General features: G+C 71.7%; 15 protein-coding genes. 5 read left to right on the top strand and 10 right to left on the bottom strand.

Annotation, left to right across the window (positions count from 1 at the left end; translation table 11 throughout):
• Positions 1-104: 104 nt before the first annotated feature.
• Positions 105-1055: a DNA primase gene (locus O7631_RS09040; protein ID WP_278143846.1), complete on the top strand. Its 951-nt coding sequence runs from the start codon at positions 105-107 to the stop codon at positions 1053-1055.
• 39 nt (positions 1056-1094) lie between these two features.
• Positions 1095-3527, top strand: coding sequence for a transposase (locus tag O7631_RS09035; protein WP_278147890.1), 2433 nt, complete (start codon positions 1095-1097; stop codon positions 3525-3527).
• Between the two features lie 234 nt (positions 3528-3761).
• Here the strand turns inward: O7631_RS09035 and O7631_RS09030 are convergent, their stop codons facing one another.
• The 4 genes from O7631_RS09030 to O7631_RS09015 all read right to left on the bottom strand — a co-directional run bounded on the left by O7631_RS09030 (position 3762) and on the right by O7631_RS09015 (position 8852).
• Complete coding sequence (locus O7631_RS09030) at positions 3762-4355, bottom strand: ATP/GTP-binding protein (RefSeq protein WP_088986404.1); 594 nt, start codon at positions 4353-4355, stop codon at positions 3762-3764.
• A 1-nt stretch (position 4356) separates the two neighbouring features.
• A complete protein-coding gene (locus O7631_RS09025) occupies positions 4357-4734 on the bottom strand; it encodes a DUF742 domain-containing protein (RefSeq protein WP_030329021.1) in 378 nt (125 codons plus the stop codon).
• 99 nt (positions 4735-4833) lie between these two features.
• Entirely contained in the window at positions 4834-5238 is a 405-nt protein-coding gene (locus O7631_RS09020) for a roadblock/LC7 domain-containing protein (protein WP_030329023.1), read from the bottom strand.
• On the bottom strand, positions 5235-8852 hold the full coding sequence (locus tag O7631_RS09015; RefSeq protein WP_278143845.1) for a nitrate- and nitrite sensing domain-containing protein: 3618 nt from the start codon (positions 8850-8852) through the stop codon (positions 5235-5237). Before O7631_RS09015 ends, O7631_RS09020 begins: the two co-directional genes overlap by 4 nt.
• 502 nt (positions 8853-9354) lie before the next feature.
• On the opposite strand from O7631_RS09015, the gene O7631_RS09010 reads away from it, so the two are divergent.
• Positions 9355-9648, top strand: coding sequence for a hypothetical protein (locus O7631_RS09010; protein WP_278143844.1), 294 nt, complete (start codon positions 9355-9357; stop codon positions 9646-9648).
• A 5-nt stretch (positions 9649-9653) separates the two neighbouring features.
• Here O7631_RS09010 and O7631_RS09005 read toward each other — a convergent pair whose 3' ends face one another.
• Positions 9654-10727: an adenosine deaminase gene (locus tag O7631_RS09005; RefSeq protein WP_278143843.1), complete on the bottom strand. Its 1074-nt coding sequence runs from the start codon at positions 10725-10727 to the stop codon at positions 9654-9656.
• 45 nt (positions 10728-10772) lie between these two features.
• Entirely contained in the window at positions 10773-11189 is a 417-nt protein-coding gene (locus O7631_RS09000) for a PPOX class F420-dependent oxidoreductase (RefSeq protein WP_278143842.1), read from the bottom strand.
• Positions 11190-11247: 58 nt separating this feature from the next.
• Between O7631_RS09000 and O7631_RS08995 the strand changes: the two genes are divergently transcribed.
• Together O7631_RS08995 and O7631_RS08990 are read left to right on the top strand one after the other, a co-directional pair.
• On the top strand, positions 11248-11736 hold the full coding sequence (locus O7631_RS08995; RefSeq protein WP_278143841.1) for a MarR family transcriptional regulator: 489 nt from the start codon (positions 11248-11250) through the stop codon (positions 11734-11736).
• Position 11737: 1 nt separating this feature from the next.
• On the top strand, positions 11738-12721 hold the full coding sequence (locus tag O7631_RS08990; protein WP_278143840.1) for a putative RNA methyltransferase: 984 nt from the start codon (positions 11738-11740) through the stop codon (positions 12719-12721).
• 2 nt (positions 12722-12723) lie between these two features.
• Here O7631_RS08990 and O7631_RS08985 read toward each other — a convergent pair whose 3' ends face one another.
• The 4 genes from O7631_RS08985 to O7631_RS08970 all read right to left on the bottom strand — a co-directional run bounded on the left by O7631_RS08985 (position 12724) and on the right by O7631_RS08970 (position 17182).
• The gene (locus O7631_RS08985) at positions 12724-13404 is read right to left on the bottom strand and encodes a DUF4272 domain-containing protein (protein ID WP_278143839.1); all 681 of its coding nucleotides are present in this window, start codon (positions 13402-13404) and stop codon (positions 12724-12726) included.
• Positions 13405-13515: 111 nt separating this feature from the next.
• Complete coding sequence (locus O7631_RS08980) at positions 13516-14796, bottom strand: thymidine phosphorylase (protein ID WP_278143838.1); 1281 nt, start codon at positions 14794-14796, stop codon at positions 13516-13518.
• A gap of 91 nt (positions 14797-14887) precedes the next feature.
• A complete protein-coding gene (locus tag O7631_RS08975) occupies positions 14888-15592 on the bottom strand; it encodes a cytidine deaminase (RefSeq protein ID WP_278143837.1) in 705 nt (234 codons plus the stop codon).
• A 309-nt stretch (positions 15593-15901) separates the two neighbouring features.
• Entirely contained in the window at positions 15902-17182 is a 1281-nt protein-coding gene (locus O7631_RS08970) for an ABC transporter permease (RefSeq protein ID WP_278143836.1), read from the bottom strand.
• Between the last annotated feature and the right edge of the window lie 3 nt (positions 17183-17185).

Below are 17185 nucleotides of genomic sequence, written 5' to 3'. Positions count from 1 at the left end.
CGAATTGGTGCGCCGAGCGGCCACCGGGGTGCGGGCACCGGTCACCCAGGTCCGCCGACTAGGGTATGTGCCCAGAGTCACTCGTCGGTCGGAGACCCCGGCGGGTGGGCAACCCGAAGCACACGGAGGTCAGCGTGGCCCGCCAGTCGCCCCAACGGCCCGACGCCGACGAGCCCGAGCTCGACGACACCACCGGCGCGGCCCAGCCAGACGAGATCGAGGAGATCGACCGCCCAGCGGGCCCGATCGACCGTGCGCTCTGGGACGAGCTGCGCATCGATCCCGTGGAGATCGCCCTCCCCGCCGGCACCGGCTTCACGCTGCGGGCGTACCGGCCGGCCAGCTCGCTGACCCCGACCGACGTGACCGAGCGCGACCTGGACGACCCGTTCCTCGCCCGCCGTCAGGTGGTCGAGGAGGAAGAGGACGACGAGACCGTCGTCATCCTCGACGAGGAACTGGCCGAGGAGTTCGCCGACAGCGACGAGGACGAGTCGACGCGCCGCCGCAGCGACGGTGCCGCTGACACCGAGACCGCCGCCGAGGACACCACCGATGAGGCGGACGACGAGGAGGTGCCGGTCTTCCTCAGCAACAAGGGCAAGCTGCTGCTGTTCAAGACCCCCGAGTCGTTGGTCAGTTTCATCCGGTCCGGTGCTCCCAACGATCTGTCCCAACTGGACAGCTGGAATGAATTGGCCGAACGGGTGGAGCCGGCAGATATCGTGCCGCTCGACGAGGACACCTACGAGCTCGACCTCGTCGTGGAGAACCTGCGCGGCGGCCACGACACCTGGGATTCGACCCTGCTGATCGAGGCCGGCGAGGTCGCTCGTGACCTTTCGTACGCATTGCGGCTGCCTGCGGTGCTCGACATGCTCTCCGCCGGCTCCAGTCTCGACGACCTCGACGAGGCGCTGCGGGCCACCGCCAACGGCGGCATCGGCGCTTTCATGGGTCGGCGACGGCTGAAGAAGATCGGTGCGCAGACCGCGAGTTTGGGTTGGCGCACCATTGTCGGCAAGATCTCTGCGGTGGTGGACTGGCGCGACTGACCCGTACCGGGGAGCATCAGTTGCTGGCAGAGGAAAGACCTGTCCCGGGAGGAGGACGACGCCGTGGCGCTCGTGCGCGTTTACTGCGGTCTGGCCTCGGCGGATCCGGCTGACCGACCGGCCTCCGCCGGCTCGACGCTGACGTCCGCTGTGGTCGACGACGCAGGCCGTCTGCTGCATGTCAGCGAGATCAGCGACGACGCCGCTGGCTACGCCCAGCTCGTCGCGCTGCTCGTGGAGCGGTCGGGCGGGCCGAGCGGAGCGGCCATCGCCGCCGACAGCGACGACCACACGGTCATCTCACTGTTGAGCGCGGCGGGTCGACCTCTGGCGATCGCCGACGACGACTCGGTGGACGACTTCGCCGAGCGGTTCGCCGACGACGACTCCCTTGAGGAGATGCAGTCACCTCCGGCCGAACGACGGGCCGTCGGCCTCGCCCGCGCGTTGCAGGCCGGCGCGCTGTCGGCGGTCACCCTCCCGGCACCCCGGGATCTGGCCGGCTACAAGCAGGTGCTCTCCGCGCACGCGGCGCTGGCCAGTGGTCGACACTCGGCCGCCGTGGCGCTGCGCGAGGTCCTCCGTGAGCTCTACCCGGCGGCCCTGCGGGCGTACCCGGACCCGGCCGAGCCGGTCTCGTTGGCGGTGCTCGACGCGCTGCCCGAGCCGGGCATGCTCGGCGGCACCGTGGCCCGCGGTCGCGAGGTGTCGGTCGCGGCCGATGCCATCGCCGCGCATCTGGCCGCCGACGGGGTCGCCGACGCCGACGAGATCAACGAGGCGGTCACCGCCCTGCGGGTCGCCATCTCCGAGACGCCCCGGCGCGCCGCGGTCAACCGGGCACTCACCTCGGCGGTGGCCGAGACGGTCCGGCAGGCCGTCGCCTCCGTACGGGCCTGCGACGCGGGTTGTGAGGCACTGGTCAGTGCCCTCGGTTCACGGGTCACCGCGCCTGCCCAGGCGCCTGGCCGCCGCGCCGCAGCCCGCCGTGGCGAGCCGGTCGGCGAACTGACCGGGATGACCGCCACCGGTGCGGGGCTGCGCTCGGTCCGCCCCACCCCGCCCGCCGAGCCCGCACCGGCCGTCGGGCGTCGCAGCCGCCCCGAGCCGATCCCCGGCAACGCACCGGTGGCGTCGCCCCGCCCACTCGGGCCGCCTCCGACGGCGCCGGCTCCGGTCACGCCGCCGCCAGTCGCGCCCGCACCGATGGCACCGGCCGCGATGGCCAAGCCCCCGGCGTCCACGCTTCCGCACCGCGGCACCGAGCCGGCGCCCAGCCGGATCGACGGTCCGACGAACCGACCGGTCTCCTCGCCACCACCCCCGCCGCCGGGGATCACCCCGATCGCCCCCGCGCAGCGTGGCACGGTGCCTCCGGCCGAGGCCGGCGAGCCGTTCCGGCCGACGCTGACCACCGCCGCCATCAACAGCGCGCGGGCCGAACGGCAGCGTACTGTCATCCCGCCCCGCCCGAAGACCAACGGCGAACGGTCGAGCCACCTGCAACGCCCGGTCGACGAGCCGCCCACGGGTGGGTTCAGCGCCACCGACCTCAGCATTCCGGTGCCGACCCCGAGGCCCGGTCAGGACACCGCGCCCCCGGGGTCCCGGGCCAACTGGCCGCTGGTCAACAACCCGGAGGACCCGGCCGACAGTTCGCCGAACAACCCGGTGGCCTACCCGTACGGCGGTGGGCGCGGTATCGACGCCCCCACCGATCCGGGTCGGGCCGACGGTCGGGTCACGCCGCCCTGGTTGGCCGACGACCTGCCCCAGGAGCCGCCCATGCTGCGGCTGGTGGAGCCACCACCGCTGGCCGACCGGGCGCTCCGGGAAGGGCTCAACCCGCCCACGGAGCCGCACCTGGAGACGCCGCCGCTACGGCTGGTCGACCGGGAGCAGGCTGCTCGGGGTGGACGCGCGGCTGCTCGCGCCGACCGTGCCGCCGAGCACCGGCCGCTGCCCTCGATGGAGCACCGGCCGCCACCCATGGAGCACCGGCCGCCGCCGGTCGAGCACCGGCCACCGCCGGTCGCCGACGAAGGCGACGGCGACCTGCTGATCTTCGCGCAGGCCAAGTCGGCCTGGTTCGTCGGTCAGGCCGAGGAGTCCGATCTGGACTGGTCGACCACTGCCGACACCGGCTGGCAGGCCGCGGAGCAGGCCGCCCGTCCCGCCGTGGGCGCCGAGACCAACGCCGGGCTGCCGAAGCGTGTGCCTCAGGCCAATCTGGTCCCGGGTTCGCCGCTGCGTGAGGAGCGTCCGTTGCGGATAGTGCGTGATGCGGCAAGCCTCGCGGAGAACACCACCGGCTACTTCCGTGGCTGGCGTCGCGGCCAGGAGATCGGCGGTTTCGCGGTGGGTGGTCGGCCCGGTCGTGAGGCGGCCGGCGGCTGGGACTTCAGCCGCGACCACGGGGACCGTGACGACGACCGGGAGTACGAGTACCGCTCCGCCGGTTACCAGTCCTGACCCTCTCTACACACGACAGCGCCCCCGGTCAGTCGACCGGGGGCGCTGTCGCTTGTGTGGTGGGGGGCAAGGGAGGCCAGGACGCGACGACGCCGCCCCCTGAGGAGCCCGGAGAGCTGTCGGCCACAGGGTGCCGGCGGTCGAAGCTCCAAGGCTCTCTGGAAGCGGCGTGGGGCGCGCAGAGTGCCGCGCCCGGTGGGGGCCGGAGCCACCACCGGGCGTGCTGCGTCCCGATCAGGCCGGGGCGACGGCGCGCGTACGGCGCATGGTGAGCACGTACTCGACCAGCGAGATCAGCACGTGCTTCGTCGACTCCCGGTTACGGGCGTCACAGGCCACCACCGGAACGTCGCTGGAGATCGCCAAGGCGTCCCGAACGTCCTGCGGGTCGTGGTACTGCATCCCGTCGAAGCAGTTGATCGCCACCAGGTACGGGAGGCGTCGGTGCTCGAAGAAGTCGATCGCCGCGAAGCAGTCGGCCAGCCGGCGAGTATCCACCAGCACGACCGCGCCGATCGCGCCCCGAACCAGTTCGTCCCACATGAACCAGAATCGGGTCTGACCCGGCGTACCGAAGAGGTACAGGATCAGGTCACGGTCGATCGAGATCCGGCCGAAGTCCATGGCCACCGTGGTCGTCGACTTGCCCGGCACCTGCCGGGTGTCGTCGACGCCCACGCCAGCCGAGGTCATGATGGCCTCGGTGGTCAGCGGCGTGATCTCCGAGACCGAGCCGACCAGCGTCGTCTTACCGACGCCGAATCCACCGGCGATAACGATCTTCGCCGACGTCACGCGGCCGCCCGGGTTCGGCGGGCGGTGCGACATGTCAGAGCCTGCGAAGTCCACTCAGCACCCTCTCCAGCAGTTCAGTGCCCACCGCGTCGTCGGAGTCGTCCAGGATGGTCGGCTCGTGGACCGCGACCAGGCCGTCCGTCGCCATGTCGGCGATGAGCACCCGGGCCACACCGAGCGGGAGCTGCATCCGCGCCGCGATCTCCGCGAGCGACTGCACGCGTCCGTCACACAGCGCGGCGATGTACTGGTGTTCGCGGCCCTGGCCGCCGTTGCCATTGGCAGCGGCCCGACCGCGCACCGTCGTCTCGACGAGCGCCTCAAGCGCGATGTCGAGCCGGGGACGGGTGCGACCACGGGTCACGGCGTATGGACGGACCAACGCTCCGGTCGGTTCGTCACGATCGGCCATCTCGCCGCTCACCTCCTTCGCACCCGTTACCGGCTCCCACCGGTGAAACCCGTCGTTGTTGTCGTTGCAGTTGTGCCGACCTCATCGATCGGCGAGGCGTCAACCCAGCATTCCCGCAGCCGCACGCGGCTGCGGGGTCAGAGCGTCACCGACCCGGTCGACCAGCAGCGCCATCTCGTAGCCGACCTGGCCCACGTCGGAGCTGCGAGCAGCCAGCACGGCGAAGGACGAGCCATCCGAGATGGACATCAGGAACAGGAAGCCATTGTCCATCTCCACGACGGTCTGCAACACCGCGCCTCCCTCGAAGCAGCGGGCTGCCCCCTGGGTCAAGCTGACCAGACCCGACGAGATCGCGGCGAGCTGATCGGCCCGGTCGCGCGGCAGGTCCCGTGACGACGCCAGGAGGAGGCCGTCGGCCGAGACGGCGACCGCATGCGCGACACCGGGCACCCGGTCGGCGAAGTTGGCCAAGAGCCAACCAAGATCCTGAGTAGTTGTCATCCTTCTTGCTCCTTCTGCCCGCTCCCGGCCACCGGGCCTGAGCCAGACTGCGAGGATTGCCCACCCGAAGTCGCCTCCGGGTTGGTCGGGTTGTCCGAGGTGCTACGCCCTCGCTGCACGCCCCGGTGATAGGCGGAGAGCAGGCCACGGACCGCCTCCGGGGAGCGCCGCTGGACCGAGGTGGTGGGCTTCTCCACGGCACCCGGCACCAGCTGCGCCATCGGCTTGCGCTTCGGCAGACCGGTCGTGGTGGTCTCGCTCACCGGCACCGTGTCAGCCGCCGCCGAGGCAGCACGCCAGCCGTCGTCGGCCGCGGTCTGCCAGCCGTTGGTCTGCGGCTGGGGCCGGCGGTTCGGCAGGCTTTCGGCGACGCTGGGGCGACCGCCCTCGTTCGCTGTGGAGCCGTTGCCCCGCAGCCCTCCGGCCGTCGGAGTGTCTGCCATCGGTGTGTTACCTGTCGTCCCGGGTGGTGTCTTGTGGACTGCCTGACCGGTGGCCTCGACGGTGGCGAACTGCTGGGTCGCGTTGTCGCCGTTCGTCGCCGGCTTGGCGCCGGCGGCGCCCTCCTCCGAACCCGGGCGGCGGGTACGGAACCAGGCCGACTCGAGCTCCCGGAAGATCGGCAGCTCCATCGTCTCGTCCGCGTACCGCTGGCGGTTCTGGGCCTGCGGTTGCTGCGGAGCCGGCCGACTCTGCTGCGGAGCCGGAGCCGGAGCCGGCGGCTGGGCCGGAGCCGGCGGCTGGGCGGCTGCGGCGGACGGCTGTTCGCCGGGTCGCGGCACGCGCGGCAGCTCGGTGGTCATGTCCAGGGCGGCGGCGAGCCGCTCGGGCACCGGCGGGGTGGCCGCGTCCCGGTCCCCGTTCGGGACCGGCGGCCAGGCCGGCGGCGCCGGAGCACCGGCAGCCGGCGCGGGCGGGGCCGATCGGGGCGTGAACCCGCTGAACGACTGACCGGAGGCCGGCGGCGCCGAGTACGGCTGACCCGAGTACGGCTGACCCGAGTACGGCTGACCGGACGCCGGCGACGCGGACACGGGCGAGGCGGACACCGGCGGACCGGCGTACGGCTGGCCCGAGGCCGGGGCTGCGGACACCGGCTGACCGGTGTACGGAGCTCCCGAGTAGGGCTGGCCGGAGTAGGGCTGACCGGAGGCCGGCGAGGCGGAGACCGGCGCGCCGGAGTAGGGCTGCGCGGAAACCGGGGGCGCCGAGTACGGCTGCGTCTCAGGGCTGCTCGGCAACTGCCGAGGAATGGACGGCTGCTGGCCGGTGCTCGGCCCGTCGTCCCCGCCACGACGCTGCGGCAGCGGGTCGATGCCCTGGCCGTTGGCGGGCCGCGGGGTGAACCCATCGCCACCGTTGACGCCGTTCGCGCCGGCGGCACCGGTCAGATCGGACCAGGCCGGCATCGAGCGGTAGCCGCCGGCGTTGGCCGGGGTGCCGGATCCGTTGCGCGAAGCGGGCTCGAACGGACGACCACCGAGGGTGACCTGGTTGCCTGACTCGCTCGGACGGGGGCCGTTGCCCAACGCCGGCAGCGCGCCGAAGGCCGGGGCGGGCCCGTTCTGCTGGGGGCCGCCGGCCGCCGGGAGAGCCGGGGGCTGCTGCACCCGACCGGAGAGCGCCCGGGGCACCAGCACCGAGGTGGGCAGTGTGACGTCCGCGACGGTGCCACGGTCGGAGCCGGGGCGCAGCTCGACCCGGACGCCGTGCCGGGAGGCCAGCCGGGCGACCACGACCAGGCCCATCATCCGGGACACGGCCACGTCCACCTGCGGCGGCGTCGCGAGCCGCTCGTTGAGGTCGTGCAGCTGGTCGGCGCTGATGCCGATGCCGCGGTCCTCGACGTAGAGCGAGGCGCGGTCGCCGACCCGGCGGGCCTCGACCATCACCTGCGAGTCGGGCGGAGAGAACGCGGTGGCGTTGTCGAAAAGCTCGGCGACGAGGTGCACCAGGTCGTTGACCGCGTGCGCGGCGACCTCGATGTCACGGTCGATGACGCCGAACTCGATCCGGGTGTAGTGCTCGACCTCGGACTGCGCGGCGCGCAGCACGTCGATGAGCGCGGCCGGCTCCCGCTGCACGCGGGTGGAGTCGGCACCGGCGAGCACCAGCAGGTTCTCGTCGTTGCGGCGCATTCGGGTGGCCAGGTGGTCGAGCTGGAACAGCTCGGCCAGGCGGTCCGGGTCTTCCTCGCCGCGCTCCAGCCGGTCGAGGTGCCCGATGAGGCGGTCGACCAGGATCTGTGAACGGCGGGCCAGGTTGACGAACATGGTCGCGACGGAGGCACGCAGTGCCGCCTGCTCGGCGGCCGTGCGGACGGCCTCCAGGTGGACGGCGTTGAACGCCTCGGTCACCTGGCCGAACTCGTCACGGCTGCGGACCGGCAGGGGCTCGGCGATCTGGTTCGCCAACTGCACCGGGGTGAGCTGCCCGACGACCTGCGGGTCACGCAGTCGGGCAACCGCCTGCGGTAGGCCGTACTGGGCGACGGAGAGGGCACCCTGCCGCAGCTCGCGGAGCGAACGGGCCATGGACCGGGCGACCAGGTAGGCGAAGAGGATGGCCAGCAGCAGCATGCTGAGCAGCAGGCCGGTCTCCAGGAAGACCTGGCGCTGGACGTCCGAGCGGAGGGCGTCGGCTTCCTTGACGACTTCGCTGTCGAGCTGCGTCTCGACGGTGCGGATCAGCTTCGCGTTGGCCGTCATGGCGGCTTCCCACTGGTCCGGCCCGAACGGCGCGCCACGCATGTCGCCGGTGGTGTTGCCGTCGATCCAGCCGGTGTAGTTCTGTGCCTGCCGACGGTCGCCGCCGGCGACGGTCTGGTCGTGGAACTTCGCGTCGTCCGGGGTGGCGACGGCCTTGAAGCTCTGCAGCGCCTGCTGCTGGCCGGTGCCACTGGCGATGTAGTCGGTGCGCAGCGCCGGCGTCAGGCGCTTTCCGCCCTTGACACCCAGCGCGCGGTGCACCACGACCCGGCGTACGGCGAGGAACTCCTTCTCCCGGGCGACCGCCGCGGCGGCGCGCATCCGGTCGCTCAGGTCGTTGTCGCCGGCGAGCTGCGTGGCCGAGTCACGGATGGCGAGCAGGTCGCTGATCAGACCCTCGTACGCCTGCACGGTCTCGGTGAGCGCGAGCTTGCCGTTGAAGACCTGGCTGCGGATGCCGGAGAGGTCCTGAAGGTTCTGGTCGATGCCGTCGAGCAGACCGTCCAGGCTGCTCGGCAGGTCCTCGATGTCGGCCCGCTGCTGCCGGTAGGGGATCGCGTCCTGGTCCACCCGGGAGTTCACCCGGTTGTAGGCCTCCTGGTACTGGGCCGTCGGCTGCGTCCCGTCCGCGCCCAGCAGCAGCACGGCGGCGGTGCGCTCGTCCTGCAGGCTGTCGACCAGGTCACCTGAATAGCTCGACAGATTCGCCAGGTCGCCGGCCCGGTTGGCATTGTTGAGCGTCTCCACGTGGTCGACCAGACCACTGGTGCCCACCACGACCGTGGCGATGGTCGGCACGATCATGATTAGACCGAGCTTGGACCAGATCGGCATGTCCCCGAGCCGGCTGGCCGGCTGGCGCAGCCGCGACAGGAGGGAGCCCGCCATCTTTGGCCGTTTGCTCACAACACCGCCCTCGCGATTACAGCTTCAACGCGTTGCCCAGGGCAACGCCCAGCGACCGACCCGGCGGGTCGGACCCCCGAGATTCCATCACGCCGGTCGGCAAGAAGAAAGCCCAGGTTGTCCCCGACCGAAGGTGTGATGAGATGTTGATGCGATTTGATAGCAGTCCGTCTGGCCGGAGTAACTGAAGGTAATGGAACATCCGCACCGCGTTGTCCTGCTCGCTGGCCCTTCGGGCTCCGGAAAGTCGTACATAGCGCAGCAAACCGGGTTACCGGTGCTGTGTTTGGACGACTTCTACAAAGACGGCGATGACCCTACGTTGCCGCGACGAAACGGCCAGGTGGATTGGGAATCCCCGCAGTCCTGGGACGCCTCGACAGCGGTGGAAATCATTGCCCAACTCGCCCGTGAAGGCCGAGCCGATGTGCCGGTTTATGCGATCGGTGCGGACCGACGGGTAGCCACCCGGCCATTCCATGTCGACGGATCGCCACTTTTCGTGGCCGAAGGGATCTTCGCCGCCGAGATCGTCGAGGAGTGCCGTCGCCGTGGGCTGCTGGCCGGGGCGTACGCGCTGCGTCGTCCGCGCGGGGCGACCTTCCTCCGCCGGCTGGCCCGTGACCTGTCCGAGCAGCGCAAGGCTCCCCGGGTGCTGGTCCGGCGGGGCGTGGCGCTGCTCCGGGCCGAGCCCGCCGTCCTGGCGCGGCAGACCGGGTTGGGCGCGGAGGCGGCCCGCGCCCGCGAGGTGCTGCGCCGGGTGGCCGGTCTGCTCGCCGGCCACCCGCACGGCTGAGGCGGTCAGGCCAGCAGCTTGGCGTACGCCGGCTTGATCACCTCATCGATGATCCGGAGCCGCTCGTCGAACGGGATGAAGGCGCTCTTCATCGCGTTGATGGTGAACCACTGCAACTCCTTCCAGCCGTAGCCGAAGGTGTCCACCAGCAGCGACATCTCCCGCGACATGGAGGTGCCGCTCATCAGCCGGTTGTCGGTGTTGACCGTCACGCGGAAGCGCAGGTCCCGCAGCAGGCCGATCGGGTGGTCCGCGATCGAGGACACCGCACCGGTCTGCACGTTCGAGGAGGGGCACAGCTCCAGGGGGATCCGCTTGTCCCGGACGTACGCGGCCAGCCGACCGAGCGCGCCGTCGGGGGCGATGTCGTCGACGATCCGTACCCCGTGGCCGAGCCGGTCCGCTCCGCACCACTGGATCGCCTGCCAGATCGACGGCAGCCCGAACGCCTCGCCGGCGTGGATGGTGAAGTGGAAGTTCTCCCGTTGCAGGTATTCGAAGGCGTCCAGGTGCCGGGTGGGCGGGAAGCCCGCCTCGGCGCCGGCGATGTCGAAGCCGACCACCCCGGCGTCCCGGTGCCGTACGGCCAGCTCGGCGATCTCCTGGGATCGGGCGGCGTGCCGCATTGCCGTGAGCAGGGTGCCCACCCGGATGCTCAGGCCCGCCTCGACGGCCTGGGCGGTGCCCTCCGCGAACCCGGCCAGCACCGCCTCGACCACCTCGTCCAGGCTGAGGTCCTGCTCCAGGTGCTGCTCCGGGGCGAAGCGCACCTCGGCGTAGACCACCCCGTCGGCCGCCAGGTCGAGGGCACACTCGCGGGCGACCCGCCGCAGCGCCGGCGCGGTCTGCATGACCGCGACGGTGTGCGCGAACGTCTCGAGGTAGCGCTCCAGGGAACCGGAGTCGGCCGCCTCCGCGAACCAGCGTCCCAGTGCCTCGGAATCGGTGGCGGGCAGCTCGTGGCCCACCTCGGCGGCCAGGTCGACGATTGTCGCCGGCCGCAGCCCGCCGTCGAGGTGGTCGTGCAGCAGTGCCTTCGGGACCTTGACGATGTCCTCGTACCGGATTGTTGCGACCATGCTCAGACCCTAGTCAGCCAGCCCCCGGCCATCCGAGCAGGCCGCTCATCCGGGCCAGCCGTAGACGCGTTCGACGCTGAGCCGGATGACCAGCCGACCGTCGGCGACCATGGCGGCCCGGTACTCCGCCCAGTCGGGGTGCTCGCCGCGGATGCGCCGGTAGACCTCGACCAGTTCCTGAACGGTGTCGTCGTCCTCGGTGGCGGCGGGTGGGGTGAGGGTGGCGGTGGCGTCGGCGACCGCGTACGCGCCACCGTCGCTGGTCGTCACGTGGAAGCTCGCCCGGGGGTCCCGGCGCAGGTTGCGGGCCTTGGCGCGGTCGCCGACGGTCGAGCATCGGATGAGCCCCGGCTCGGCCAGGTAGTCGAGGTTCGACAGTTGGGGTCGGCCGTCGCGGCGCAGGGTGACCAGCACCCCGCGCCCGCGTTCGCCGAAGAGCTGCCAGAGGTCATTCGTTGACATGTCATCGACCGTAGGGGGTGAATCGATGACATGTCAACGATCCAGGTAGGCTGGCGGCATGGACGCGCCACGGTGGTTGGACGAGCGGGAGGACCGCGCCTGGCGGGGCTACCGCCGGATGCGTCGCCTGCTCGACCTGGAGCTGGCCCGGGACCTGACGCAGGACAGCGGTCTCTCCGAGCCCGACTACGACGTGCTCTCCGACCTCTCGGAGTCACCGGAGGGACGTCTGCGCCTCCGCGACCTGGCCGACCGGATGCTCTGGTCCCGCAGCCGGCTCTCCCACCACCTCACCCGGATGCAGCAACGCGGCCTGGTGACCCGGGAGGAGTGCCCGGACGACGCCCGTGGCTCGATAGTCGTGCTCACCCCGGCCGGCCGGGAGGCCATCGAGGCCGCGGCACCCGGCCACCTGGCCGCCGTCCGCCGGAACCTCATCGACCTGCTCACCCCCGCCGAGATCGAGGCACTCGGCGCGCTCACCCACCGGGTGGTGGACCACCTGGCTGGTCGGCAGCCCCGCCCACGGCACGAGCCGGCGGCCTGACGTGGATCCCCGGATCCTGCACCGGATGCGCTGCCCGGTCTGCGGCGAACCGCTGAGCGAGACGACCGCCGGCACCGCCCGAGCCTTACGCTGCCCGCGCCGGCACAGCTTCGACATCGCCCGCCAGGGTTACGTCAACCTGCTCGCCGGTCGCGCCCCGCACGTCGGGGACACCGCCGAGATGATCGCGGCCCGGGAGGACTTCCAGGCCGCCGGTCACTACGACGTCATCTCCGCCGCGCTCGCCACCGCCGCCACGGAGGCCGTCGGCCGTCTCGACGCGTCGCGCCCCCCGGGCTCTGCACCCACCGGGGCACCGGTCTCCGACCAGGGGTGTCGCCTGGAGGTAAGCAGAGCAAAGGACCCAACAGCGGGGGTACGATCCGAGCCCTCGACGCCCGACGTCGGCGCGTACCCCCTGGTGGTGGATGCCGGCGCCGGCACCGGCCGGTACCTCGGCGCGGTGCTGGCGGCGCTGCCGGACGCCGTGGGTCTGGCCCTGGACGTGTCCAAGCCGGCGCTGCGTCGCGCCGCCCGCGCGCATCCCCGGGCCGCCGCCGCCCTCGCCGACACCTGGCAGCGGCTGCCGCTGGCCGACGCCTCGACGGCCGTGCTGCTGAACGTCTTCGCTCCGCGCAACGGCCCGGAGTTCCACCGGGTGCTCGATCCGGCCGGCACCCTGCTCGTGGTCACGCCGGACGCCGACCACCTCGCCGAACTGGTGAACGCGCTCGACCTGCTCCGGGTGGACCCGGAGAAGGCGGACCGGGTGACCAGCAGCCTGGGCGGGCACTTCACGCCGGTCAGCTCCACTGTGCACCGGGCGGAGCTGGCCCTGACCCGCACCGAGGCCGCCAGCCTGGTCGGGATGGGCCCGAGCGCGTGGCACACCGATCAGGTCTCCCGCACCGAGCGACTGGCCGCGCTGCCCGAGCCCGTCCGGGTGACGGTAGCGGTGCGGGTGGCCGCGTACCGACCCCGCTGACCTCAGGTGGAGAGGTCGACCTCTTCCCAACCCGGGGGCTCGTCGTGGTACGGCCCGCGCAGGATCACCGCCCACTCCAGTGCCCAGCGGCGCTGCCCGATCGCGTTCGCGTCGACCAGGCCCGGTGCCCTGCGGCCGTCGCGCTCGGTCTCCAGGTAGGCCCAGTCCAGGCAGTAGTGCAGGTCGAGCAGAGCCGCCGCGTCGGCCGGGTGCTGCGGCGCGGTGAGGATCCGGGAGCGCCAGTGCGGGAAGGTCTCCCCACCGGCGATGTGCGGCAGCTGCTCGACCAGCCGTTCGTCGACGGCCAACGTCGGGTCGAGCTGCTTGCTCAACCCGAGCACCCAGGCCAGCGCGAAGAGCGCGTCGTGGTGCAGCACGAACGAACGGTGGTCGCCCTTGCCACCCATCACGAACTGCCACTCCGGCGGGGTCACCATCTCCACCAGGTGTGAGCCGAGCAGCCAGCTCATCGCCGCCTGCGGGGGCATCCCGAAGCACCGGGCCAGGATCAGGTGCAGGACGGCGATCCGCGCCTCGATCTCCCCCGTCGGGCGCAGGTCGATCTCGTCACCCGGCTCCCACACCAGCGGGAACTGGGCCGGCGGCAGAGGCAGGCCGAGCCGGGACAGCTCTTCCAGGCTCGCCTCGCGCACCTCACGTGGGTCGGGGGCAGCAACGGTCACGGCGGGTCTTCCTGTCTGCTCGCGCCGGCGCAGGGCCGGTGATCCCCCCTTGGCCTGCGACAATAGCGCTCCCAGGTGCTCGGCACCATGCCCACCCCGACCCCTGTTCGGTCAGCCGATGCGCTCGATGACCAGCGGCGTCGACGCCGGAGCGGTCGACGAGACACGCACCGCCGTGGCGGCCTCCGCCAACGCCGCCGGGATCCGCGTCGCGTCTTCGGCACGCAGCTCGTAGAGGGCGTCACCGGCCCGCACCGGGTCACCCGGCCGCTTGTGCAACACCACACCGGCCGGCACGCTGACCGGGTCCTCCTTGCGGGCCCGACCCGCGCCGAGCCGCCACGCCGCAACCCCCATGGCGTACGCGTCGACGGCGGCGACGTACCCGTCCTGCTCGGCGCGGACCACCTCGACCTCGGCGGCCTCGGGCATTGGCGCGTCCGGGTCGCCGCCCTGCGCCCGGATCATCGCCCGCCAGGAGTCCATCGCGCGACCGTCGCGCAACGCCGCCTCCGGGTCGGCGTCCGGCAGGCCTGCGGCGTCGAGCATCTCCCGGGCCAGCGCGAGTGTCAGCTCCACCACGTCGGCCGGCCCACCACCGGCCAGCACCTCGACCGACTCGGTCACCTCGACGGCGTTGCCGATCGCCAGGCCGAGCGGGGTGGACATGTCGGTGAGCAGGGCAACCGTGCGGACGCCGTGCGCGCCGCCCAGCTCGACCATGGTGCGCGCCAGCTCACGGGCCTGGTCGACGGACTTCATGAAGGCGCCCGAACCGACCTTGACGTCGAGGACCAGCGCGCCGGTGCCCTCGGCGATCTTCTTGCTCATGATCGAGCTGGCGATCAGTGGGATCGCCTCCACGGTGCCGGTCACGTCGCGCAGCGCGTACAGCTTGCGGTCCGCCGGGGCGAGCCCGGCGCCCGCCGCGCAGATCACCGCGCCGACCTTGTCCAGTTGTTCGATGAACTCGTCGTTGCTGACCGTGGCCCGCCAGCCCGGGATGGACTCCAACTTGTCCAACGTGCCGCCGGTGTGCCCGAGACCCCGGCCGCTCAACTGGGGCACCGCCGCGCCGCAGGCCGCCACCAACGGGGTGAGCGGCAGCGTGATCTTGTCGCCGACGCCGCCGGTGGAGTGCTTGTCGACTGTCGGCCGGCGTACCGCCGAGAGGTCCAGCCGCTCACCGCTGGCGATCATCGCGGCGGTCCACCGGGCGATCTCCGGACCGGTCATGCCGTTGAGCAGGATCGCCATCGCCAGCGCGGACATCTGCTCGTCCGCGACAGCCCCCCGGGTGTACGCGTCGACCACCCAGTCGATCTGCGCGTCCGACAGCACCCCGCCGTCCCGCTTGGCCCGAATGACGTCAACAGCAGCAAACCCACTCATCAAAGATCTTTCCTAGTCTGTTGCAGATCCCGATCCACGGCCCGTGACCACGTCAGGGCCGGGGCCGACCGTGCCAAACCGCAACCACAGCTCAACCCCAGCGAACAGGGATCTCCGCAGGCGGCTCCCCCTCGCCGGCCCAGAAGATGGTGCCGGTCTCGTCGACCACCACGACCCGGGGTGTGCGTGCCATCCCCCAGGTGATCGCCTCGGCCGGGTCGTCCCAGCTCGGCGCCTCTTCCAGCACCCCGGTCTCGGCGCCCGCGTCGTCGCCGGCCGAGCGTTCCCAGTACGCCGTCCAGACCTGCTGGCCGGCGGACATGTCCGCGTGCACGAAGACGGTGCCGCGCCCGCGCCACGCGGCAAGCCGCTCGGGGACCACCGGCACCGGAGTCTCCCCGGTGACGGCTTCCAGGTCCTCGACGCCGAAGGCGTGCGGCAGCAGCTCGGCCATCCGCAGCGGGTCGCCCTTGGTCTCGATCAGGCACTCCGGGCCGCCGTGTTCCCAGAGCAGCTGCCGGCAGCGACCGCACGGCATCAACGGCTCGCCGGTGGCGTCGACGCAGGACAGCGCGACGAGTCGACCGCCACCGGTGGCGTGCAGGCTGGAGACCACTCCGCACTCGGCGCAGAGCGTCACCCCGTAGGCGGCGTTCTCCACGTTGCAACCCACCACCACACGGCCGTCGTCGACCAGCGCGGCGGCGCCCACCGGGAACGTCGAGTACGGCGCGTACGCGTGCCGCATGGCGTCGGTCGCGGCGGCGCGCAACCGCGCCCAGTCAATGTCGCTCATGCCGCCATTCTGCCCAGGTAGCCCAGGTCAGGAGCGAGCAGGGCTCCCGCCCCGACACCTGCCGCTCCCGTCGCGCCCCGCTGCCGCCCCGCTCCCGCTCCGCCCCGCTCGGCTCACCGCTCCCGCTCGGCTCACCGCTCCCGCCCCCGCTCGGCTCACCGCTCCCACTTTCGTGATCAAGTGATGAAAAGTAGGCGTGAGACGTCCCTGAGACCTACTTTTCATCACTTGACCATGGAACGTGTGGGAAGGGCTGGACGGCGTACGGAGCGTGCCCGGCGGAAAGGCCCGCCGGGCACAACGAGCGGGTCAGCCCTTGATGTACGGCTTGCCGTCGGCGGCCGGTGCGCGGACCCGACCGACCAGCCCGGCGACGGCCAGGATGGTCGCCAGGTAGGGCAGCATGGCCAGGAACTGGCTGGGGATCGAGCTGCTGATCGCACCCAGGTAGGTGGCGAGCTGGTCGGCGAAGCCGAAGAAGAGCGCGGCGAGCAGCGCGCCGGTCGGGTTCCACCGACCGAAGATCAGCGCGGCCAGCGCGATGAAGCCCTTACCGCCGATCATGTTCTTGGTGAACGAGTAGAGCGCCAGCGTGTACGACGCGCCGCCGATACCGGCGACCACGCCGGCCAGCAACACGTTGCGGTAGCGCACCCGCAGCACCTTGACGCCGAGCGTGTCGGCGGCGATCGGGTGCTCGCCGACCGAGCGGGTACGCAGACCCCACCGGGTACGGAAGAGCCCGATGTGGATCACCAGCACGAGCAGCAGCCCGAGGTAGAGGAAGATGTTGCCGCGGAACAGCGCCGGCCCGAGCACCGGAATGTCCTTCAACAGCGGGATCTCCCAGTTGCTGAAGCGGGGCGCGCTGTTGTATTTCGCCGCGTCGGTCTGCATCAGCCGCTCGTAGAGGAAGCCGGTGACGCCGACCGCCAGCAGGTTCAGCACGATGCCCATGACGACCTGGTCGACCAGGTAGCGGATGGCGAAGACAGCCAGCAGCAGCGAGATGAACGCGCCGCCGATGGCAGCGGCGACCAGGCCCACCCAGACGCTGCCGGAGATGCTGCCGAACAACGCACCGCTGAAGGCACCCATCAGCAGTTGGCCCTCGATGGCCACGTTGACCACGCCGGAACGTTCGCAGAGCACCCCGGCGAGCGCACCGAAGATCAACGGCAGGGCCAGGATGAACGTGCCCCGGATGATGTTGACCAGCGGCATGAAGTTCTGTCCGGCCGGCGCGGCGGACACCTGCCAGCAGAGGAACGAGAGCACGAAGGCGACGAGCCCGACGCCGAGCACCGGGAGGAACCACCGCTTCGGCACACCGGCGAGCAGCGCCGCGCCGGCGGCGATCGTGATGATCCCGAACAGGATCGCCCCGATGGTGCCGTTGATCTCCAGTGCGGCACCGGCCGCGTCGTCGCTGAGCGTGAACCGGGCCTGCTGGTCGGTGGCGAGCGCACCGAAGAGCACCGCCGCCAGCAGACCGAGCCCCAGCAGCGTGAGGCCGACCTTGCGGCTACGGGTCCAGAAGCCCTCGTCGACCGGAGCGACGGCGATGTCGGGGACAGCCATGGTGGACATGAG

The sequence above is a fragment of the Micromonospora sp. WMMD967 genome, from assembly GCF_029626165.1.
In the GTDB taxonomy this organism is placed as follows: Bacteria; Actinomycetota; Actinomycetes; order Mycobacteriales; family Micromonosporaceae; genus Micromonospora; species Micromonospora taraxaci.
Note: the sequence above shows the minus strand (reverse complement) of the source record. Positions and strands in the feature narration are given on the sequence as shown.

Excerpts from the sequence above, each read along its gene's own strand:
- O7631_RS09030 (WP_088986404.1), bottom strand. The coding sequence starts at position 4,355 with ATGTCGCACCGCCCGCCGAACCCGGGCGGCCGCGTGACGTCGGCGAAG.
- O7631_RS09025 (WP_030329021.1), bottom strand. The coding sequence starts at position 4,734 with ATGGCCGATCGTGACGAACCGACCGGAGCGTTGGTCCGTCCATACGCC.
- O7631_RS09020 (WP_030329023.1), bottom strand. The coding sequence starts at position 5,238 with ATGACAACTACTCAGGATCTTGGTTGGCTCTTGGCCAACTTCGCCGAC.
- O7631_RS09005 (WP_278143843.1), bottom strand. The coding sequence starts at position 10,727 with ATGGTCGCAACAATCCGGTACGAGGACATCGTCAAGGTCCCGAAGGCA.
- O7631_RS09000 (WP_278143842.1), bottom strand. The coding sequence starts at position 11,189 with ATGTCAACGAATGACCTCTGGCAGCTCTTCGGCGAACGCGGGCGCGGG.
- O7631_RS08995 (WP_278143841.1), top strand. The coding sequence starts at position 11,248 with ATGGACGCGCCACGGTGGTTGGACGAGCGGGAGGACCGCGCCTGGCGG.
- O7631_RS08980 (WP_278143838.1), bottom strand. The coding sequence starts at position 14,796 with ATGAGTGGGTTTGCTGCTGTTGACGTCATTCGGGCCAAGCGGGACGGC.
- O7631_RS08975 (WP_278143837.1), bottom strand. The coding sequence starts at position 15,592 with ATGAGCGACATTGACTGGGCGCGGTTGCGCGCCGCCGCGACCGACGCC.
- O7631_RS08970 (WP_278143836.1), bottom strand. The coding sequence starts at position 17,182 with ATGTCCACCATGGCTGTCCCCGACATCGCCGTCGCTCCGGTCGACGAG.